The sequence below is a fragment of the Pseudoalteromonas obscura genome (assembly GCF_030135505.1).
Classification (GTDB): domain Bacteria; phylum Pseudomonadota; class Gammaproteobacteria; order Enterobacterales; family Alteromonadaceae; genus Pseudoalteromonas; species Pseudoalteromonas obscura.
On record NZ_JASJUT010000022.1, the window covers coordinates 13629 to 34688 of the forward strand.

The 21060-nt window shown below is 42.8% G+C and carries 23 protein-coding genes and 2 tRNA genes; 5 read left to right on the forward strand and 20 right to left on the reverse strand.

Annotated elements, in window-relative coordinates; genetic code table 11:
* Window positions 1-241: 241 nt before the first annotated feature.
* From QNM18_RS26980 to trmJ, 11 genes are all read right to left on the reverse strand, one after another.
* Window positions 242-1309 (reverse strand): phosphotransferase enzyme family protein, encoded by a 1068-nt coding sequence (locus QNM18_RS26980; RefSeq protein WP_211011454.1) that lies wholly within the window; start codon window positions 1307-1309, stop codon window positions 242-244.
* 43 nt (window positions 1310-1352) lie between these two features.
* Window positions 1353-2240 carry an NTP transferase domain-containing protein gene (locus QNM18_RS26985; protein ID WP_211010958.1) on the reverse strand — a complete coding sequence of 296 codons (888 nt, stop codon included), beginning with the start codon at window positions 2238-2240 and terminating at the stop codon, window positions 1353-1355.
* 136 nt (window positions 2241-2376) lie between these two features.
* On the reverse strand, window positions 2377-3810 hold the full coding sequence (locus tag QNM18_RS26990) for an NAD-dependent succinate-semialdehyde dehydrogenase (RefSeq protein ID WP_284138933.1): 1434 nt from the start codon (window positions 3808-3810) through the stop codon (window positions 2377-2379).
* A gap of 66 nt (window positions 3811-3876) precedes the next feature.
* A complete protein-coding gene (fdx, locus tag QNM18_RS26995) occupies window positions 3877-4215 on the reverse strand; it encodes an ISC system 2Fe-2S type ferredoxin (protein WP_023399927.1) in 339 nt (112 codons plus the stop codon).
* Window position 4216: 1 nt separating this feature from the next.
* The gene (gene hscA, locus QNM18_RS27000; protein ID WP_211010962.1) at window positions 4217-6079 is read right to left on the reverse strand and encodes a Fe-S protein assembly chaperone HscA; all 1863 of its coding nucleotides are present in this window, start codon (window positions 6077-6079) and stop codon (window positions 4217-4219) included.
* Between the two features lie 32 nt (window positions 6080-6111).
* A complete protein-coding gene (gene hscB / locus QNM18_RS27005) occupies window positions 6112-6636 on the reverse strand; it encodes a co-chaperone HscB (RefSeq protein ID WP_211010964.1) in 525 nt (174 codons plus the stop codon).
* 63 nt (window positions 6637-6699) lie between these two features.
* Window positions 6700-7023, reverse strand: a complete 324-nt coding sequence (gene iscA, locus QNM18_RS27010) for an iron-sulfur cluster assembly protein IscA (protein WP_023399924.1) — start codon at window positions 7021-7023, stop codon at window positions 6700-6702.
* A 10-nt stretch (window positions 7024-7033) separates the two neighbouring features.
* The gene (gene iscU / locus QNM18_RS27015) at window positions 7034-7417 is read right to left on the reverse strand and encodes a Fe-S cluster assembly scaffold IscU (protein ID WP_023399923.1); all 384 of its coding nucleotides are present in this window, start codon (window positions 7415-7417) and stop codon (window positions 7034-7036) included.
* Window positions 7418-7476: 59 nt separating this feature from the next.
* A complete protein-coding gene (locus QNM18_RS27020; protein WP_211010966.1) occupies window positions 7477-8691 on the reverse strand; it encodes an IscS subfamily cysteine desulfurase in 1215 nt (404 codons plus the stop codon).
* Between the two features lie 22 nt (window positions 8692-8713).
* Window positions 8714-9205, reverse strand: a complete 492-nt coding sequence (gene iscR / locus QNM18_RS27025) for a Fe-S cluster assembly transcriptional regulator IscR (RefSeq protein ID WP_211010968.1) — start codon at window positions 9203-9205, stop codon at window positions 8714-8716.
* 232 nt (window positions 9206-9437) lie between these two features.
* Window positions 9438-10160, reverse strand: coding sequence for a tRNA (cytosine(32)/uridine(32)-2'-O)-methyltransferase TrmJ (trmJ, locus tag QNM18_RS27030; protein WP_211010970.1), 723 nt, complete (start codon window positions 10158-10160; stop codon window positions 9438-9440).
* Between the two features lie 182 nt (window positions 10161-10342).
* On the opposite strand from trmJ, the gene suhB reads away from it, so the two are divergent.
* Window positions 10343-11146 (forward strand): inositol-1-monophosphatase, encoded by an 804-nt coding sequence (gene suhB, locus QNM18_RS27035; protein ID WP_023399919.1) that lies wholly within the window; start codon window positions 10343-10345, stop codon window positions 11144-11146.
* 63 nt (window positions 11147-11209) lie between these two features.
* On the opposite strand, the gene QNM18_RS27040 is transcribed toward suhB, so the two are convergent.
* The 4 genes from QNM18_RS27040 to QNM18_RS27055 all read right to left on the reverse strand — a co-directional run bounded on the left by QNM18_RS27040 (window position 11210) and on the right by QNM18_RS27055 (window position 14300).
* Window positions 11210-12385, reverse strand: coding sequence for a mandelate racemase/muconate lactonizing enzyme family protein (locus QNM18_RS27040; protein ID WP_211010971.1), 1176 nt, complete (start codon window positions 12383-12385; stop codon window positions 11210-11212).
* Between the two features lie 8 nt (window positions 12386-12393).
* Window positions 12394-13161, reverse strand: coding sequence for a class II aldolase/adducin family protein (locus QNM18_RS27045; RefSeq protein ID WP_211010973.1), 768 nt, complete (start codon window positions 13159-13161; stop codon window positions 12394-12396).
* A gap of 151 nt (window positions 13162-13312) precedes the next feature.
* Complete coding sequence (locus tag QNM18_RS27050) at window positions 13313-13600, reverse strand: c-type cytochrome (RefSeq protein ID WP_417714874.1); 288 nt, start codon at window positions 13598-13600, stop codon at window positions 13313-13315.
* A gap of 157 nt (window positions 13601-13757) precedes the next feature.
* Entirely contained in the window at window positions 13758-14300 is a 543-nt protein-coding gene (locus QNM18_RS27055; RefSeq protein WP_284138934.1) for a DUF2058 domain-containing protein, read from the reverse strand.
* 254 nt (window positions 14301-14554) lie between these two features.
* Between QNM18_RS27055 and QNM18_RS27060 the strand changes: the two genes are divergently transcribed.
* On the forward strand, window positions 14555-15706 hold the full coding sequence (locus QNM18_RS27060) for an MFS transporter (RefSeq protein WP_284138935.1): 1152 nt from the start codon (window positions 14555-14557) through the stop codon (window positions 15704-15706).
* On the opposite strand, the gene QNM18_RS27065 is transcribed toward QNM18_RS27060, so the two are convergent.
* A complete protein-coding gene (locus QNM18_RS27065; RefSeq protein ID WP_284138936.1) occupies window positions 15670-16173 on the reverse strand; it encodes a prolyl-tRNA synthetase associated domain-containing protein in 504 nt (167 codons plus the stop codon). The two genes, QNM18_RS27060 and QNM18_RS27065, sit on opposite strands and share 37 nt — an antisense overlap.
* Window positions 16170-16556, reverse strand: a complete 387-nt coding sequence (locus QNM18_RS27070) for a hypothetical protein (protein ID WP_211010983.1) — start codon at window positions 16554-16556, stop codon at window positions 16170-16172. The genes QNM18_RS27065 and QNM18_RS27070 overlap by 4 nt, the downstream gene beginning before the upstream one ends.
* Before the next feature lie 124 nt (window positions 16557-16680).
* Between QNM18_RS27070 and QNM18_RS27075 the strand changes: the two genes are divergently transcribed.
* Window positions 16681-16756 (forward strand) — tRNA-Ala (locus tag QNM18_RS27075).
* Between the two features lie 32 nt (window positions 16757-16788).
* Window positions 16789-16864, forward strand: a tRNA-Ala gene (locus QNM18_RS27080).
* Between the two features lie 5 nt (window positions 16865-16869).
* Here the strand turns inward: QNM18_RS27080 and QNM18_RS27085 are convergent.
* Window positions 16870-18117: a glutamate-5-semialdehyde dehydrogenase gene (locus QNM18_RS27085; protein ID WP_284138937.1), complete on the reverse strand. Its 1248-nt coding sequence runs from the start codon at window positions 18115-18117 to the stop codon at window positions 16870-16872.
* Between the two features lie 268 nt (window positions 18118-18385).
* Here QNM18_RS27085 and QNM18_RS27090 point away from each other — a divergent pair, with 268 nt between their 5' ends.
* Window positions 18386-20242 carry a cation:proton antiporter gene (locus tag QNM18_RS27090; RefSeq protein ID WP_023399910.1) on the forward strand — a complete coding sequence of 619 codons (1857 nt, stop codon included), beginning with the start codon at window positions 18386-18388 and terminating at the stop codon, window positions 20240-20242.
* A gap of 1 nt (window position 20243) precedes the next feature.
* On the opposite strand, the gene QNM18_RS27095 is transcribed toward QNM18_RS27090, so the two are convergent.
* Window positions 20244-20867 (reverse strand): tetratricopeptide repeat protein, encoded by a 624-nt coding sequence (locus QNM18_RS27095; RefSeq protein WP_211010988.1) that lies wholly within the window; start codon window positions 20865-20867, stop codon window positions 20244-20246.
* 108 nt (window positions 20868-20975) lie between these two features.
* The coding region (locus QNM18_RS27100) for an integrase core domain-containing protein (protein WP_284138616.1) at window positions 20976-21060 on the reverse strand (85 nt) is incomplete at its 5' end.

The following is a 21060-nucleotide window of genomic DNA, read 5'->3' on the forward strand; positions in this document are numbered from 1 at the left end:
CGGATGCGACTAATTGATCCTTGTCGCTGATAAAAAGTATCTGATGCTTAAATAATTCGTCACCAACTATAATTCGTCACCCGCCAACTAATTTCGCTTTGCCAAGTTGGCTTTATCCATATTCAACTACTCTGGAGTAAATTCAGAGCATAGATCTGACGCTACGAATAACATGCTCAGCGCAAAAAAAAGCCTGATGGTGGTTCATCAGGCTTTTATTCATTATTTGTCGCAAAGCAATCTAGTTTATCAAAGCACTTAACTGCGTTTCTTTTTTCAGAATATCTTGATAAAGCGCAAATTGATTGCGTGCACGCTCCAAGTTATGGGCTTCATGGTGGGTTGTAAAATAATTATCGCCATCCAAGTAATCGGTTAAGAATCGAATGCCGATCATAAGTGGCATCACTTTCGCACCGAGTATAAAACTCTTTCTTTCAATATCCGTTAACCTTTCTGATACCTCTGCGATATACCCCTTTACGATAGCCTCAAAGATTTCAACGCGAACCACAACATTGTTCAAATTCGTCGAATCTTCTGGTTCAGGAGAACAAAAAGTACGAACCATATCACCAAAGTCATATAGCCAATACCCTGGCATGCAGGTATCAAGATCTATAACAGCCTTGGCTCTATTAGTAGAAGCATCAAACAACATGTTATTTATCTTGGTATCATTGTGGCAAACACGCAGTGGCAACTGTGCTTCCATTGCCGTTACTTCATTTGCTAAACGGTATTGCGATTGGCAAAATTCGATGACGTCTAAACACGTATCAACACGACCCACAGGATCCGCTTCAATCACCGCTTTCAATTTCTCGATTCTCATCGCTAAATTATGAAAGTCAGGGATTACCGGAAATAACTGTTTTGCATCAAAATCATTTAATGCATTAGCAAAACATCCAAACGCACCGGCAGCAGTTTGCGCTTTAATCGCGCAATCTACAACGTCTTCACTATAGCTCTTGCCAATAAACTCGAGCGCTCGCCACACCTCTCCTTGATATTCAACCAAGAACTTACCTTCATGGGTAGGTACGTGCTTTATAATGCCTAATTCGTAAGAGCCTGAATCTAATTTAGACGCCAAGTGCTGTTCAATTAAACGAGCATTTTCAACAAGCTGATTAGGTTCAGGAAACACTGTTGTATTTAGTTTTTGAACTACCAGCACTCGTTTGCTGTCCTTTAAAAGCATGGTTGTATTAATATGCCCGCTGCCAATAGGTTTCATTGAGATTTCTTCCTCACACAGGCCATACTGCACAGCCAAATGCTCAGCGATTGAAAGGTATTCCATACTTACCCTATAAACTGGCTTATTAATTACACTTGCGGTTAATTCATCCGTGACGTAGTTCATATATTTTTCCTGCGACACTATCTATTTCTTCTTTATAAGTAACACCAAACCATCTGTCGCGAGCTTCGAATACTCGGACGGCAGCTTGGTCAAAATTAATCATATGCTGAATACAATCGGGTAGATAATACTCTTTTTTGACATCGCTGTCATGACATTCTAGAAAATGATCGAACAACACTTCAAGATTATCAAAAAGTTGCTGAGTTACCCCCCAGCATGTCATCGAAACGAGGCTGTTAGATGCGACAGGTATGTCTTGGTTATTAAAATACCCTTTGTAGCCATCGTCGACCCGGCGTATATTTATGTACTCATGCACTTGCGTAAGGTAGTTTTCTGACAAAGCGCATATGCCCCTATTAACTCCACCAAGCTCTGACATGGTTTGAGTTAAAGGATAGGCTACTATCGCCATTTCGCTAGTATTATGATCTTTATTACAAAAGTGCGAAACTAGCTGCCGGTATGCACTAGGCCCATAGTAGTCGTCTGCCGTAATTACAATTGCATTACCAGTGACATTTGAACGGGCACACAGCAGTGCATGACCTGTTCCCCAAGGCTTTGAGCGTTTAGCGGCAATATCTTTAAACCGCTCAGGCACTCGCTCAATGGACTGCTCTACCAGTTCAACTTTTAACTCGCTAGGCAGTCTAGGTAATATCACTGACTCAATGGTAGATCTGACCAAATCATTTATCACCAACACGACGTGCCGTACACCAGCGCTATAAGCATCTGCTATGCTAAGCTCCATGATTGTTTTACCTATATTCGGTAGCTCTGCGATCTGCTTATTGCCACCAAAGCGAGTACCTAACCCGCCAGCAAGTACAACCAAGGTTGGTAAGTTTGCGCTTGTCATTATATTTTTATATAAAATTGAAAACTACAGCGCAGTCTACCTAGCTTTTTTACAAATTTAAAGCAATTGCAAAAATTGCATTGTTCCAATAATAATTTTTGTCATCATATTTTAGTTCTTATAACAAGCGTTCTCGTTATAAAGTACGCTGGCAAATATATTTGGTTTCCAGATACTCCTCAATCCCTTCCACTCCTCCTTCTCTCCCCAACCCAGACTCTTTCATTCCACCAAAAGGAGCCGCGGGATTAGATATTCCCCCTTCATTAATGCCTATCATCGCAAAATCCAACTCTTGTGATACACGCGCGATTTGCTTAACATCCTGAGAATAAAAATAAGCAGCCAGCCCTGCATCAACTTCGTTTGCCATATCTATCACGTTAGATTCAGAGCTAAATTCTATAATACTGACAACTGGCGCAAAGATTTCACTATGATAAATCGCCATCTGAGAGGTCACATTTTCCAGTATGACTGGAGACATAATAGAACCGTCTCGCACCTTAGCTGGATAAGTTGCATAAGCGCCTTTACTAAGCGCATCTTCGATTAATTGTGCAGCCTTGTCTTTCGCAAGTTCTGTGATCAGGGGACCAATATCATAGTTCTCATCCAATCCCGAACTTACTATGAGTGCACTTACGCGGCTTTTTAATTTCTCTAAGAATTTGTCCCTTATTGCTTGATGCACAAAGATACGATTTGCGGCAATACAGGTTTGTCCAGCGTTTCTAAATTTGGCAGCCATGAGTCCATCAACGGCGGCATCTAAATCGGCACTCTCAAATACGATAAATGGTGCATTGCCCCCCAATTCCAATGAAATATGCTTCATCGTGTCGATGCACTGGGCATATAGCAACTTGCCAACTTGGGTAGAACCTGTAAAAGTCAGTTTTCTAATTTCTTTTTTGCTCGTTAGGTGTTTAACCAATTGCTCCGGTTTCGCGTTTACTAACACCTGAAAAGCCCCACTTTCCATACCAGCTTCGAGTGCTAGTTTAGCGACTTCAATCGCACTAATCGGCGTTAACTCTGAGGGCTTTAAAATAAAACTGCACCCTGCTGCATAAGCCGGAGCGACTTTACGCGTTATCATTGCCAGCGGGAAATTCCATGGCGTTACACCTAGTACCACACCAACGCCTTGTTTCACTGTCAGTAGCTGATGAGCTTGCGAGTTGGCAGGAATAACAGTGCCATATGCGCGTTCGGCTTGTTGCGCATACCATCTTACATAACCCGCAGCATAAGTGACTTCTGCCAGTGACTCTTTCAGAGGTTTACCTTGCTCTAGCGTAATTATTTCTGCCAGCTGAGAGCGCTTTTCCAGAATTAGTTGATACCAACGATAAAGCGTATTACTGCGCGCCTGTGCGGTGGTGCTTTTCAACTCGAGAAAACACGATTGGGCACTCTCTAGTGCATGATCAGCTTCAACTAAACCTGCTTGCGTCACCTCTGCAAGTAAAGAGCCATCAGCCGGGTTATGTACGGCCAATAGCTTGTCACTTTGGTGATCTAATCCATTAATAATTGAACAAACAGTCTGACCTTTTAAGTACATAATTTTTCACTCCAAATAAAAAAGGCTGTAGTGATAAGCTACAGCCTTTTCGATAAACTTTATGAATTAGTGCTCTTCATTAACAATGTTTAGATTATATTTTGGAATTTCTACAACCAAATCTTCATCGTTGATCACTGCCTGACAGCCCAGACGTGATTCAGGTTCCAAACCCCAAGCTTTGTCTAACATGTCATCTTCAAGCTCATCGCTTTCTTCTAGCGAGTCAAACCCTTCGCGGATAACAACATGACATGTCGTACAAGCACATGACTTTTCACATGCATGAGGGATACTGATCCCATTTTTTAACGCGACATCTAGCACTGTATCACCAGATTTTGCGTCTATCGCCGCGCCCTCAGGACAAAGCTCTTCATGGGGTAAAAAGATAATTTGTGGCATATTAAACCTCGTCTACAGACTGACCTTGCAGTGCCTGTTTGATTGATACATCCATGCGGCGAGATGCAAATTCACTACTTGCTTCATCAACCACTTCAATTGCATGCTTTATCGCATCTGGATCCGATGCATTTTGGCGTTTTTCATCTAACATCGCCATCGCCTCTCTTAGGCTATTTAACTCTTCTTCGTTTAATAACGCAGATTCTGTTGCCAGTGAAGCTTCAAGGGCTTCAAGTACTCTCAGCGCTTCAACCTGCTGTTCTTTGAGCATACGTGCTTGCATATCTTCTTTAGCAAAACTCATTGAGTCTTTAAGCATTTGTGCAACCTGATCATCACTCAAACCGAATGACGGCTTTACTTGGATCTCGGCTTGCACACCAGTCGACTTCTCACTCGCAGACACGCTCAACAAGCCATCTGCATCCACTTTGAACGTAACGCGAATATGCGCTGCCCCGGCAGCCATGGCTGGAATGCCTTTGAGGCTGAATTTAGCCAGTGAACGACAATCATCTACTAATTCTCGTTCACCTTGGAGTACATGCAATGACATCGCAGTTTGGCCATCTTTGAAGGTGGTGAACTCTTGCGCGCGAGCAACTGGAATTGTTGTATTACGTGGAATGATCTTTTCTACCAAGCCACCCATGGTCTCTAAACCCAAAGATAGAGGTAAAACATCCAATAACAGCATATCCGAGTCAGGTTTATTACCTGCTAGAATATCAGCCTGAATTGCAGCGCCAATAGCAACAACGCGATCTGGATCAATAGAAGTTAGCGGCTCTTTTTCAAAAAACTCACCAACCGCTTCACGGATCACAGGCATACGGGTTGACCCACCAACCATCACAGCTTCAAGCACTTCTTCTTTGCTTACACCCGCGTCTTTTAACGCTCTACGGCATGCTCTAAGCGTTTGCTTAACAAGTGGTGCAACTAGCTCAGCAAACTGCTCTTGCGTCACTGTTACCAAGTGCTCAGTTGAGCGCAGTTCGAGTTTCACATTGACAGTTAAATAACTGCTCAACGCTTCTTTGCAGGCTTTTGCTTTTTGGATCAATAAACGCAGCTCTTGTGGTGTAAGCTCACTCAGGCCTAACTGCGACTTAAAGTGTTCAACCAATACAGCATCAAAGTCATCTCCACCTAAACTTGAATCACCACCCGTTGCTAGTACCTCAAAAACACCTTGATTCAAACGCAGTATTGAAATATCAAACGTACCACCACCCAAATCATAGACAGCAATTACACCTTCTTGACCTGAGTCCAAGCCATAAGCAACAGCTGCGGCAGTTGGTTCATTGAGTAACCTCAGTACTTTTAAACCTGCAATTTCAGCTGCATCTTTGGTACTTTGCCTTTGTGCATCATCAAAATAAGCAGGTACAGTGATAACACTCCCCACTATTTCCTCTCCTGCAAAGCTCTCCGTCGCACGTTGATAAAGAGACTTTAAAATTTCTGCTGATGCTTGGATTGGATTGATTGGGCCAGCAACCGTGTTGATTGCCAGCGCACCTTGATGTTCAACAAACTCATAAGGTAAGTTTTGATAGCGCGTGGTAACTTCTGAAACAGATTTGCCAAGAAAACGTTTTACGGAAATAAGCGTATTGGTCGGATCTTCAACCGCAGCCAATTGCGCTTGTTGACCAACAGTGACATTCTCAGCATGATATCTTACGACAGACGGTAGCATAGCATCGCCATTAATATCCACAAGCGTTCTGGCTTCACCACTTTGTACTGTGGCCACCAAAGAATTTGTTGTACCTAAGTCGATACCTATTGCCAGTTTATGTTCGTGAGGTGCCGCGCTCTGCCCCGGCTCAGCAATTTGCAATAATGCCATAATGCTCTTTTAACTTAAGTGGTGACGCTAGATTAATCGAAAAGGCTATCTTCAATGCGAGACAGCTCTTCACGTAATTTATATATGAATTTTAACTTGCGAATATTGTCAGCAGCAATTTCTAACACCGAGTGTTCTTGATCTATAAGCTGCTCTGCTAGTTTTGCGCTGTACTGTTGGTCGAGCACTTTAATCTGGGCTTCAAACGCATCGATTTCATCTTCTGGATCGCTGCTATGCTGGATATCTTCCAGTGCCTCTCTTAGCTCCATTTGCTGCATTAAAAATGCAGGGTCTTGCAGTGTTTGCTGCTCAGCTCTGATATCGACACCTTGCTCACTTAACATATACTCAGCACGTTTCACTGGGTGTTTTAAAACCGCTAAAGCATCATTAATTTCAGACGTTTTTTGCACGGCTATCAGCTTTTCACGCTCACTTTTCCCCGCAAACTTATCAGGATGAACGGCACGTTGTAACTCTAAATAACGTTGATTTAATACTGATAAATCTACGTCATAGCTTACTGGTAAATTAAATAATTCAAAATATCGCATACGGACCTAATACAGCAAAGCCCTACCAAGGCAGGGCTTAAGCTCACTATCTTTTATAGATGGTTAAACGGTAAAGCTTTCACCACAACCACATTCGTCTTTTTGATTTGGGTTGATAAACTTAAACCCTTCATTAAGACCTTCTTTGGTGTAGTCCAGCTCAGTACCGTCGATATAAACCAAGCTTTTTGCATCAACGATGATTTTTACGCCCATTTCTTCGAACACTTCATCGCCTTCAGCTAGTTCATCAACGAACTCGAGTACATACGCAAGACCTGAGCAGCCAGTGGTTTTAATCCCCACTCGCAAGCCAAGACCTTTTCCTCGGTTCGCAAGGAAAGTCTGCACACGATTTGCAGCTGCTTCAGTTAATGTCACTGCCATAATTTATCTCTTACTTCGCCTGCTTATTTTTGTAGTCTGCAATCGCTGCTTGAATTGCATCTTCAGCAAGGATTGAACAGTGGATCTTTACAGGTGGTAACTCTAGCTCAGCAGTAATGTCGGTATTTTTAATTTCTGCAGCTTGGTCTAGAGTCTTACCTTTCACCCACTCTGTCACCAAAGAAGATGAAGCAATCGCACTACCACAGCCGTATGTCTTAAACTTAGCGTCTTCGATAACACCTTCGTCAGACACTTTAATTTGCAGTTTCATTACGTCGCCACAAGCCGGTGCACCAACCATACCGGTTGCTACATTCGGATCGTTTTTGTCTAACGTGCCTACGTTACGTGGGTTTTCCACGTGGTCAATTACTTTATCACTATATGCCATAACTCTTTCCTCACTAACCGCTTATATACTTGCTACAGTGTCAATACAAGCTGTCTTGTTTAATGGTGTGCCCATTCAACTGAATCTAAATCAATACCGTCTTTAAACATTTCCCAAAGAGGAGACATCTCTCTCAAGCGACCGATTGAGTCTTTGATAAGCTTGATGGTGTAATCAATTTCCTCTTCTGTTGTAAAGCGACCGATACTGAATCGAATTGAGCTATGTGCTAATTCGTCATTACGGCCTAGCGCGCGAAGTACATAAGACGGCTCAAGGCTTGCTGATGTACATGCTGAACCAGACGAAACAGCAATGTCTTTCACAGCCATCAGAAGAGATTCACCTTCAACATAGTTGAAGCTGATATTAACAATACCCGGTACAGACTGGTCTACAGTGCCATTGAAATACACTTCTTCCATATCCATAATGCCGTCAACTAGACGCTGGCGAAGTGCGCTAATGTGTGCATGATCTTTGTCAAAATCAGCCTTAGCAATACGGAATGCAGAGCCCATACCTACAATTTGGTGTGTCGCTAGAGTGCCTGAACGCATACCGCGCTCATGACCACCACCGTGCATTTGCGCTTCAAGGCGAGCACGAGGTTTACGACGCACATATAAAGCGCCAATACCCTTAGGACCATAAACTTTGTGACCAGAAAATGACATGAAATCTACTTTTAACTGTTTCATATCAATTGCAACTTTGCCTGCGCTTTGTGCACCATCTACGTGGAACATGATTTTGCGCTCACGGCACATCTCACCGATTGTCGCAATATCTTGAATAACACCCAGCTCATTATTTACGTGCATAACGCTGATTAAAATAGTGTCTTCACGGATCTCACTTTCTAGCTTTTTAAGATCTAATAGGCCGTTTTCTTCAACGTCCATATAGGTTACTTCAAAGCCTTGGCGCTCCAGTTCACGACACGTATCAATAACAGCTTTGTGCTCTGTCTTAACGGTAATGATGTGCTTGCCTTTCTTTTGATAAAAGTTCGCAGCACCTTTTATTGCAAGGTTGTTTGATTCAGTCGCGCCAGAAGTAAATACGATTTCACGCGGGTCTGCGTTAATCAAATCAGCGATATCATTACGTGCTTGGTCAATTAGTTCTTCGGCCTGCCAACCAAAACGGTGTGAACGGGACGCAGGATTACCAAAGTTACCATCCATTGTCAGGCATTGCATCATCTCGTCAGCAACACGCTGATCAACCGGCGTGGTCGCAGCATAATCTAAATATATCGGTAATTTCATTTCTTTCTCCGCTTGACGCCAATTATAGTTGGCAACTCACTTGAATATTATCTAATTGCTTCATCGCATCGCTAACGCTTCTATCTTGACGTGATGCAACTGATTGCACATCAGAGTTAGCGACTAGCTCGGCAAGGGAAATACTGTTTAAAAATTCTTCTATTCGCACGCTTAAATCCGACCACAAGGTGTGGGTCAAGCAGCGCATGCCACTTTGGCAACCACCACCTTCTCCGTGGCATCTTGTTGCATCAACCGATTCATCCACCGCGTTGATAACATCTCCTACAGAGATTGTGTGTGCGTCGCGCCCTAGGAGGTAACCTCCACCAGGGCCTCGTACTGAGCTCACTAGCCCATTCTTACGAAGACGTGCAAATAATTGTTCTAAATATGATAGAGATATTTCCTGACGTTCAGAAATATCAGCCAGAGGCACAGGTCCAATGTTTGCGTGTAGCGCTACATCTAGCATTGCAGTTACTGCATACCTGCCTTTTGAAGTCAGTTTCATACGCGCCTCTAGGTTACATTTATCAAATGCCGCAAATTGTAATTACCTGACTAAGATAGTCAAGTATTAACGACACCTATTGCTTATAAAATAAGTTACTACTTACTCAGTCTCATTTAGCTAATACCTGACTAATTTAATCAGGTATTATCGACATTGTAATTACCCGAGTAATTTAGTCAAGTATTACTGTGATGAAAGTATCTAATCTTTAGATTCTTTCCAATCTTAACTATTTCGTTGATTTGTTAACTGAGCTGAGAATACCACGCAGGATGTTGAGCTCTTGATCTTCCGGTCTTGCACGATTGAACAAACGTTTGAGTTTTGTCATCACCATGCCCGGGTGCTGCTTTACAATAAAACCAGTGTCATTCAAGGTTGATTCAAGGTGCTCATAGAATAGGGCCATTTGCTCAGAAGTAGGATACTTCGTGTCATCAACTTCTGGCTCAGCTTCTTGTGTGTCCAGAAACGTCATGCGCGTTTCATAAGTAAGTGTTTGCACAGCCATTGCCAAATTCAAAGAGCTGTACTCTGGGTTTGCAGGAATGCAAACATGGTAGTTACAAAGCTGTAGCTCTTCGTTTGTTAAGCCACTGTTTTCTCTACCAAACACAAGTGCAACTGGACCATCGCTAGACTCAGCAACAAGTTTTTGTGCACATTCTCTTGGGTCCACCATAGGCCAAGACAAGGTGCGAGAGCGCGCGCTAGTACCTATTACCAAACTACAGTCTGCGATGGCATCTTCCAGTTTATCAACGGTTACTGCATCACCAAGGACATCTGTCGCACCTGCTGCCAGTGCACTTGCGTGACTGTCTACCTCGCAAGCAGGATCGACTAAATATAATTTTGAAAAGCCCATGGTTTTCATTGCGCGTGCAACTGAACCAATATTTCCCGAATGTGAAGTGTTCACAAGTACGATTCTAATATCTTGTAATGCCATGCTATTTATCTCAGACAAAAATAATGGCGTAGTTTACCATAGGTTGACAGGATCAAACCACCAAACCAACTGAACAAAAAAACACCAATCTTTTTCATGCAAAGTTATTTACTTTATCGAGAAAATCGCTAGAATACGCCGGCTCAAAAAATTTAGTTCTTTTACAATTCAAAGGTAATGCTATGCATCCAATGTTAAACATTGCGGTACGCGCTGCGCGTAACGCGGGTAAAGTGATCTTACGTGCAACTGAAGATCTGTCTCAAGTTGAAGCGACTCAGAAGGGTACTAACGACTTCGTGACAAGTGTTGATACAGAAGCAGAACGTGTGATCCGTGACACAATTTTAAAATCTTACCCAGATCACGCAATTGTTGGAGAAGAGCTTGGCCACACTGATGGCAAAGATAAAGATTACCTTTGGGTTATTGATCCTCTTGATGGCACAACTAACTTCATCAAAGGCATCCCTCATTTCGCAATTTCAATTGCACTTAAAGTAAAAGGCCGCGTTGAACAGGCTGTTGTTTACGATCCAATTCGTAGCGAGTTATTCACCGCATCTCGTGGCCAAGGTGCCCAATTAAACAATAAGCGTATCCGTGTAACTAAGAGCAACGAGCTTGCTGGTAGCGTGTTAGCAACTGGTTTCCCATTCAAGCAAAAGCACCACTTAGATGCGTACACAGAAGCTTTTAAAGCACTATTTATTCACACAGCTGATATTCGTCGTGCAGGCTCTGCTGCACTAGACATGGCATACGTTGCTGCAGGCCGTATTGACGGTTTCTATGAAATTGGTCTTAAGCCTTGGGATACAGCGGCAGGTGAACTGTTAGTAAAAGAAGCTGGCGGTATGCTTATGGATTTTGCAGGTGGAGCAAACTACAACAACAGCGGTAACATCGTCTGTGGCGCACCTAAATTGTGCCAAGCGATTGTTAAAGAGATCCGCCCAGTACTGACAGAGTCTCTGCTTAAATAAATGCATTCTTTGAATACAAAAAAACCAGGCTAAGCCTGGTTTTTTTATTGGATATCACGTGCGTTATTTAATTTCTACACGCTGTGAGCGCATCACAACTTCATCATTCAGCTCAATCCCAATACCAGGTTCTTCTGATACCTTAAATACCCCTTTTTCAGGTTGTGGATCTTGAAGACAAAGCTCTCTATTCCACTTTTTAATCGCATATGTATGATGCTCATGGATTAAGAAATTAGGAATGGCTGTCTCTAAATGCAGTGAAGCTGCGGTTGCGACCGGGCCGCCACAAACGTGTGCTTGAATGCGTATATCGAAGATATCTGCATAGTCACATACTTTTTTAGTTTCAGTAAAACCACCACATAAACCAATATCTGGCTGCAATACATCAATACTTTGATCTTCAAAATAAGGTCTTACATCCCAGCGGTTATAGAGGCGTTCACCACCTGCGATCGGCACAGCTGTTTTGTTGGCAACTTTGGCATGTAAAGAATGGTTTAAGTAGTTTACTGGCTCTTCGTAATACATGCAGTCAAACTCTTCTGCAATCTCTGCAATTTGAATTGCCGATGTCGCACCCGGTAGGCTGTGACATTCAAAAATAATATCAACTTCATCACCTACCGCTTCGCGAATAGCTTTCATACGTGATCGATATAGCTTCATTTCGCCGCGAGAGATAAGCTTTGTACGGTCATAATATGTATTGCCATCTTTGTCATACATAATTGGATCAACCTTCACCGCGTCATAGCCTTCAGCCAAAGCTTTATGAGCTGCCTCTGCATATTCATGGGGCTGTACTAAGGCCTTAAACTCGCTGTCCCAATCAAATTGCAATTGTGACGCATAGGTGCGTAACTCTGGATTTACTTTACCACCCAACAGCTGGTAAACAGGCAGGTTTAGCGCCTTACCTTTAATATCCCAAAGCGCAGTATCGATGGCACTCATTGCAGCATATACCACGGGACCACCACCTAACCCCCAAAAGCTCTCTCGTAACATGCGAGACCATAACAGCTCAGTTTGGAATGGGTCATGACCAATCAAAAATGCCTCAGCCATTTCTTTGATCATACTTGCCGCAGCACTGTGTCCCAAATCATAAGCAAGTCCTGCTTCACCTACTCCCGAGATCCCTTCATCAGTATGAATTCTGATGAAGACAGGTGTCCAAGCTGGTCTGTCTGGACAGTGTATATCAAATACTTCGACGCGATTTACTTTCATTTCGACTCCTATTTGGCAAAGCCAGGATCTAAGCGATATGCTTTTCTGAGCATTGCAGGCCAAGCTAACTGACCACCGGTACTCCCGCTGTGCACAACTTTAGCTTGATTATAAATGTTATCTTGGATTGGTTGAGGTACTGCAATTGCGGGTTGCCCAGTGGCCAATATCGCCACTTGAATTTCACACGCTCTTTGCAAATCATAAAAGCGCATAAATGCATCTCCAACAGTTGGTCCCACCGTTAGACCACCATGGTTTACCAATAGCATATGGTTGGTATTGCCCAGATCGGCTTGCAAACGCGCTCTTTCGTCATCATTTACAGCAAGTCCTTCATAGCCGTGATAAGACAAAGAAGGAAGCGAAAACATACTGTGTTGACTTAAAGGCTGCAATCCCCCCTCAAGACTCGCTACGGCAATCGTTTCTTTGGTATGCAAATGAATTACGCAATGGGCATCTTCACGTACCTCGTGGATAGCGCTGTGAATTGTAAAACCAGCAGGGTTTATCTCGTATGGCGTATCATCGAGAATATTTCCTTGCAGATCTACTTTCACTAAATTGGATGCGGTTACCTCGTCAAAACTCAAGCCAAATGCGTTAACTAAATAATGATTGGTCCCTGGCAACCTAGCTGACATATGGGTATAAATTAAGTCGCCCCAACGAAAATGCTCAACCAAGCGATAACAAGCTGCAAGATCAACGCGTAACTTCCACTCTTCATCGCTCACTTTACCCTTTAAGTTTAACTCAGGTAGATCAAACATCTTTGCTCCTTACACTCACCATGGTGTTTTTAGATGTATAGAAGTCTAAAACACATAAAAAAATAGTTCAATACACAGAGCTCCCCCTGTGCAAATTAATTCGGTACTAAAAAAGCCACCATGAAAGGTGGCTTTTTCCAGCAGTTAAAACTTAGTTTACTGTAGAAAGATAGGCAGCAATCGCTTCTAGTTCTGCATCAGATACATTGGCAACCATGGCTTTCATTGCAGCAGACATACCATTGCTGCGTTTGCCTGTTTTAATATCTTTCATTTGCGCTAAAAGATACTCTTTACTTTGCCCATTAACTTTTGGGTACAAAGGCATTATAGGTGATTTCCCTTCCGCTCCATGGCACGTTTGGCATAACTTTGCAGAGTACAACGCCTTACCATCTGCAGCAGCTACATTACCACAGAGCATTGCAGTGACAGCCATGCTTGATGCAAACACAAATTGCTTTATCTTCATCATATCATTTCTCTTTTTTGACGGTTATTTAACCAGTGTAGACGACTCAAAGCCGCTCTACACAATTACTTAATTCAGTTTTAGAATATGAACCTAGTCAGCTAAGAGAAATGAACCTAATACATTACCAAGTCAGGTCGTCTGGCACTTCATAGCCCGCGTATGGATCATCGCCATCCTGCTTGTCGTTGTTATCTTCGACGTGGAAAACGATGTACTTTTCATCAACTTCGGCAATCTTTTTAGCTGGTTCATCTTCTAATACATAGAACTGCCCTTCCAGTACGCAGATTGCTAAACGTCCCTTTGATAAAGCCTGTTGCGTCTGTTCGTTTACATCTAGCTCCTTGACTTTATTTTCATAAGTGAAGTTAAATGTGCGGTCGCCTTTGATCTCTGCTTGGTTGTGATGCTCTAGGATTTGTTTAACACGTGCGACTTGTTCACGTTCTTTTAAATCGTCTTGCTTCGCTTTATTTTGCGCTTCTGCTTTTTGCTGCTGAGCAAGTTTGGTTTGCTCAATATGCTTTTGCAGATCTGTTTGATCGCTTGTTGCGCCTTTTTTCTTTTTCTTCTTTTGCTGCTTGCGTTTTTCCGTCTTGGCAACTTTCATTTTGTGCTCAGTTGTCAAACCGGCTTTTAACAGCTGATCCTGTAAAGACCCCATAATGCCACTCCATCAATCTAAACTTGCCGCCATTTTAATACCAAAATTAGCAAATCTCTAAACAATTTCTTTAATAGCTAGGGAAAAGTACATACAGCTTCTAACAAACACGAATTCATTTTTGAGCCATGTACATTAATCTAGCAAAGCCACTAAAGTAATTTATGATGTATAACAAGTTTTTACTTCTTTTTAGAGAAAAAGCTTCGTCAAATGTAGATAATAATTAAGTACAGTCATCGCTAAGAAATCGTATGCCAATATTTCATTTACTGCTCTGCTCTGTGGTTATATTTTTCGTGCTTTATGCGCCACAGCCAATGCTGGCGCAATTTGCTGAACACTTCGCGATCACCCCCGCAAAAGCAGGCCTTTTAATGACTGTCACCATGCTGCCATTGGCTGTCGCGCCCATTTTTTATGGTTTGGTTTTAACCAGATTTTGTAAACTCATTGTGCTGCGTAATACTATGATTGCGCTGGCACTGTGTTGCACTGTGATAGGTGTCACTCAGCAGTTTGAGTTGTTTTTAGCTATGCGATTTATAGAAGGGCTGTTGCTGCCCGCGGCACTGACTTCAATGACTGGCTATATAGGGCAGACTTGGCAAGGCCAATGTCTGCGTAAGAACATGACTTGGTATGTAGGTAGTACCATTGCTGGGGGGTATTTAGGTAGAGCTTTGGCGGCAAATTTTGCGACATGGTGGGGGTTCGAAAGCTTTTACCTATTTAATGCGGTGTTGCTTTTGGTACTTGCTTTGATGGTTAAACCTACCTACAACAAAGCAATAAACCAAGCACCATTCACTTCTCCAAGAGCGTATTTAAAACCTCTAAAGTCGGCCAAGTTGCTGCGCCTTTATGGGGCGGTTTTTTGCATGTTTTACTGCTTTTCTGCACTGCTAAATTACCTCCCTTTTATTTTGAGTAACGAGTATCAAGTCAAAGATCCTAAGCTGATAGCTTGGATATACAGTGGCTATTTAGTCGGCGCATTAATCTCGATGGTTACCCCCTTGCTGTCAAAATTAACCCATAATAATTGGCAAATTTTAACGACGTTATTTGCTATCTACAGCCTGACTTTACTTGCCATGCAATGGAGCTCTCTCAGCTTCTTTGTCGCCATGTTTACACTCTTCTGTGCTTGCATGTTTATGATACACGCCAGTGCGGCTCCCCTAGCCAACGAACTCAGTACGGCCAATGCCAGCATCACCAATGGTGCTTATGTATCATTTTATTATTGTGGCGGGGCGCTAGGCACTTTCGTACCCGGCTTTATTTATCAAATATATGGATTAGCAATCTTCTTAATTAGTTTACTATTTGTGTGTATGTTTGGCGGCTACTTAGTATTGCAAAATCAACGCACTGGCAGTGAAACCCAGTGTGGAGTGTGACCACTTCTTTGCCAAAACACCTTTAAATCAGCCAGCTGTAATACCCAAGTTTTGTCATTTTCAAATGGGTGACACTGCCATTGTTTAGCATCTTCCAATTCACTGTCTAACCACAATTCAACATGATTTTCTGTGTCGTTGAAAGTCGCAAGTGCAGAGACACAACCGGGCCTAACTTGCAGATATTTCGCCAAACGTTCACTGGAACAAAACCCAAGTCGAGAAACATCCTGCTGCTTTGACAAAGTTTTTAAATCAAGCTGCTTTTCAGCTCGCGTGATCACCAAAAAGTGCCTTTTACCATAGTTGTCGCGTAAAAATAGGTTTTTTAATCCCGTACCATCTCGCTCTAGGCCGATTTCTTTGGCTACATCGCAATTCGCCAATGGTACGTGTTGGTAACTTAAATAGTGAATGTTCAATTGAGCCAGATGCCTTTCTAACGCCTCATAACGAGATAATGTCACAAACAATGTCCTCGCAACTGCACACTACGTTGACGCCAATAAACATTGTCAATGTTATAACCGCTCTGACAATAATTGTCAGCTTTCAAAGCCTGCTGTAACAATGTCACAGCTGTATCCTCAAGTACTAACTTCAACTCGGGCGATTCTTCAACTCGCTGGTAATCTGCAAACTTTTTCAGTTCCTTTTTTGAGATAGGTTTATTTTTAGCAAGATCCATTCTGGGTGTAGACTTCACCGTCACTACAAACGCAAACTCGGGCTGACCTTCTGCGTTGATGCGCTTATGTAAGGTTTGTTTTTCTATTTCAAAATCAGGTTTTGGGGCGGAACTACAAGCAACCAGCACAGTTGACAAGAGCAGTAAAAATAGACGACTCATAATTTTCCTATCCATAAATTTGTCCCAGTGTACCAAAGCTGCTCGTATTTTTGAGTTTTTTAATAAAAAAACTTGACGCGGGAGGCAAAAGTCTTTAAATTTCGCCTCGTCCAAAAGACATGTTGGGGCTATAGCTCAGCTGGGAGAGCGCCTGCCTTGCACGCAGGAGGTCAGCAGTTCGATCCTGCTTAGCTCCACCAATCTTCTTTTGTGATACTTCCCAATTTAAAGTGGGGCTATAGCTCAGCTGGGAGAGCGCCTGCCTTGCACGCAGGAGGTCAGCAGTTCGATCCTGCTTAGCTCCACCACTTTACTAACTTCTTATATTTCCAGTTCCATTAACCAAGTACTTTTCGGTTGTTAACGACTCCAATCCCATTGGACCATATGCATGCAATTTAGTGGTTGCAATACCAATTTCAGCACCTAAACCTAGTTGACCACCGTCACTAAATCTAGACGACGCATTTACCATAACAACAGACGCATCCACACATGTTTGAAATTGTTTAGCTGTTTGCTCAGATTGAGTGCATATAACCTCAGTGTGATGGCTGCCAAATTGATCTATGTGTACCAGTGCCGCAGAAAAATCATCAACAATACGGATTGCTATCTCTAGTCCCAAATACTCTTCTCCAAATTCACCATCGTCCAGTACGTTTGCACAGCTAAAATACGCCGCAGCTGACTGACCAGCATGAACCTGAACACCCGCTTCACTCAACACGTCCCTCACTCGTGGCAAAAAGGTTTGCGCGATTGCACTGTGCACAATTAACCCTTCGAGTGCATTGCATACACCTGTCCTCTGTGTTTTACCATTTAAAAGCAAGTCGATTGCCATATCTAAATCTGCATCTTTATCTACATATAAGTGGCACACACCCTTAAAGTGCTGAATAACAGGGACAGTACTGTGCTCGGTCACAAACTCAATCAAACCTTCACCCCCTCTCGGGATTATTAGGTCGATGTAGGCCTTTTGTTGCATTAGCTCTAACATAAGGGCTCTATCAGGATCGGGGACAACGGTGATCAGCTCAGTAGGTAAACCATGTTCATTCAGCACATCATGCATAACTTGCGCAATCGACAAAGAGCTATTTAACGCCTCCTTTCCGCCGCGTAAGATTACGCCATTGCCAGACTTAAAGCACAAGGCACCTGCATCAGCGGTCACATTTGGCCTCGCTTCGTAAATCATACAAATAACCCCCAGTGGAACACGCATTTTTTGCACTTCAATGCCACTCGGTTGCTTGCCAAGAACTCGCACCTCACCAACTGGATCTGGAAGCGCCGCTACTTCTTCTAGCCCTAAAGCCATGTCATTTATACGTTGCGAATTTAAAGTTAAACGGTCTACCATAGCCTGCGAGAGCTGATTGTCCCGTGCCGCGCCAAGGTCTAGCGCATTCGCATCTAAAATACTCTGTTCATTTGCTCGAAGCGCGCTTGCCATCTCGATCAGTATGGCGTTTTTCTGTTCTGTATCGAGAATCGCCAGCTTTTTTGCAGCCTTTGCGGCGTTTTTGGCCAAATTCGTTATTAATGTCATCGTCTTCCTCTCATCCCTAGCTCGTGTGTATTCACACAGAGCCTGTTACTCAGACCTTGATAATACGCATTTTAAAAGAGCCTGGTAAAGTGAATATTGTTTAAATTGCACACTTTAATTGCTCGTCCCCCTACCTGAAAATTTGTCAAAAGAATCGGAAAAAAGAAAGCACTTTTAACAGCTTATTCTCTTTTTTGACTTATTTACTATGATATAACGAGGCTAACACTATACTAATATTCAATAAGCTAACTAAGCTGGAGAGTTTATGTCGGCTATTTACATCGCCGCAATTGCCATATGTTCTGTATTTGCCCAGTGGCTGGCATGGGTTGCCAAAGTACCCGCAATTTTATTTTTACTATTAACAGGGCTATTGCTGGGTCCTGTTTCTGGTGTGTTAGACCCAGATAAACTATTAGGTGATCTCCTTTTTCCCGTCGTTTCCTTGTCTGTAGCCATCATACTTTTTGAAGGGTCTTTGACACTTCATTTTCGAGAGCTAAAGGGGATTGGAAAAGTAGTTCGTAATCTCTGCTCAATTGGCATGTTAACTACCTTTGTTATTATTACCGCCTGCGCCATTTATGTATTGGAGTTGGATTGGCCCGTCGCAGCGGTTTTGGGAGCAGTACTGGTTGTGACCGGCCCCACCGTTATTGCGCCTATGCTCAATGCCATGCGCCCAACCAAAGATATAGATAGAATCTTACGTTGGGAAGGCATCGTTATTGATCCAATAGGCGCTTTGTTTGCTGTATTGGTGTTTGAGGCCGTCAGTTTAGTTGATCAAGATGGGGTATTTAGCCACACATTAATGGCTCTACTATCGACACTCGGTGTCGGATTAAGTGTGGGTATCGTTTCTGGCTGGTTTACCAGCTATATTATCCGCAAAGAGTGGCTGCCGTTTGAGCTGCACAAGTTTGGGATATTAGCTCTGGTATTGATGAGCTTTACGCTGTCAAACCATTTAAGTCACGAGTCAGGCTTACTAGCGGTGACGATTTTTGGTATTTGGCTTGCCAATCAGGATGATTTAGAAATAGATGCGGTGCTAGAATTCAAAGAGGACTTGTCGATGATATTGATTTCTAGCCTATTTATTTTGCTAGCTGCACGCTTGAAGCTAGAAGAATTAATGATGCTAGATAGTGGTATATTTTGGTTTTTAGCCATCGTGCTATTTGTCGCAAGACCCCTTAGCATTGCCGTTTCGACTTTTAATAGCGACATTCCGCTCAAATCTCGCTTAATGCTCGCATGGATAGCTCCACGCGGTATTGTTGCCGCTGCAGTTGGATCTGTATTTGCGCTCAGTATGGCACAATCCGGGCACCCCGATGCGGCGAAAATAGTACCGCTCATCTTCACCGTCATTATTGTCACTGTCATACTTCAAAGTTTAACTGCAACGCCATTAGCACGCCTACTGGGTGTCCGACAACCCAGCCCAAATACCCTATTGATCATTGGTGCCAACCATGTAGCACGAGCAATTGCTTGTGGACTCAAAGAGCAAAACATAGACGTTTACCTGTCCGATCCTGCATGGGAAAACTGCAAAATGGCGAGAATGGACGGCCTGCCTTGTTATTACGGTAACCCACAATCAGAGCATGCGGAGCGCTACCTGCCGCTTACCAGTTTACACTCTGTACTCGCTTTATCACCCAATCGCCATCACAATGCATTAGGCGTACAATACTTTTCTCACTTACTCGATGAGCAGAGTGTATACTCGTTAAAGTCATCGACAAACCACGCTAAAGCGAATAAAGACAGCGCTACTTTTTTATCTCGGCAAATATTATTTGGAGACACAGGTAATTACGCCAAGCTGAGCAGTTTGATGGCAAAAGGCGGTAAAGTAAGTGCCACTAGATTGTCAGAGGAGTTTAGTTGGGAGCAATACTTAGAAATTAATAAAGAAGCAATTCCTTTGTTCATCATCTCTGAACAGAAAAAAGAGGACGATCCTTTATCCGTGAGGCCTTTTACTTCCGAAGAGGAGAAGCTCCCGCAACAGGGTGACAAAATTTTGGCTTTGCAACCACCTAAGATGTCTATTTTGAAAGACCCGGCAAGTAAAGAGTCTTCAATTGGTGAGAAGTTAAGCAGTTAAGTTAATTTGGCAATCTTGCCCGTTTGATAACACTCTCGGGCATTTTTTCAGCTAACCTTGTCAGTGAGCTTTCTATTTGTTTATGTACCTGCTTATCAGCAACTACAGCGTGAAACAACCATCGATAAGCATCTTCATAGTCGCGAGGACTTCCAAATCCTTGATTGAATAACCCAACAAGACGCAATTGTGCATTTAAGTTCCCAAGCGCAGCTGCTTCGCGCAAATATACAATTGCCATCGCTTTATCAGCTTGCACCAGTTGGCCTATATCATAGTATCTACCGAGCTGCTCAAGCGCCGCAGCAAGGCCTTGCTGTGCCGCTTGCTTCATATAATACAGACCCAACTCCACATCACGCTCAACGCAGACTTCATATGCCAACATATCGCCATACAAAAACTGATAAGATGGCAGGCCCATAATTTCCGCACGAGCTTCTATATCCTGCACTAACTGGCAGTCATCATCTTTCACACGCTGCAAATGGGCATTATTATTGATTAAGGTGATCAACTCATCTTGGGTATATAAAGGTACCGCCTCTATTTGTTCATTGGCAGCACAGTGCCCTGCAAAAATGAACCCAAGCGTTATCAGAGGAAGTCGAAGTGTTCTAATCATAATATTTGGCAATTATTTGATGTCTACAAATATGGATACAAAAACCATACCAAATTATTTTATAGGATATAATTTGACCCATCCTAGTATGGGTTGACACTTTTTATGTCAAAACGCTCGATGAATTTCATCGGGCGTTTTGTACTTTAAGGCTGTGTGTGGCCTTTTCTGATTATAGGTTTCAACAGACTGC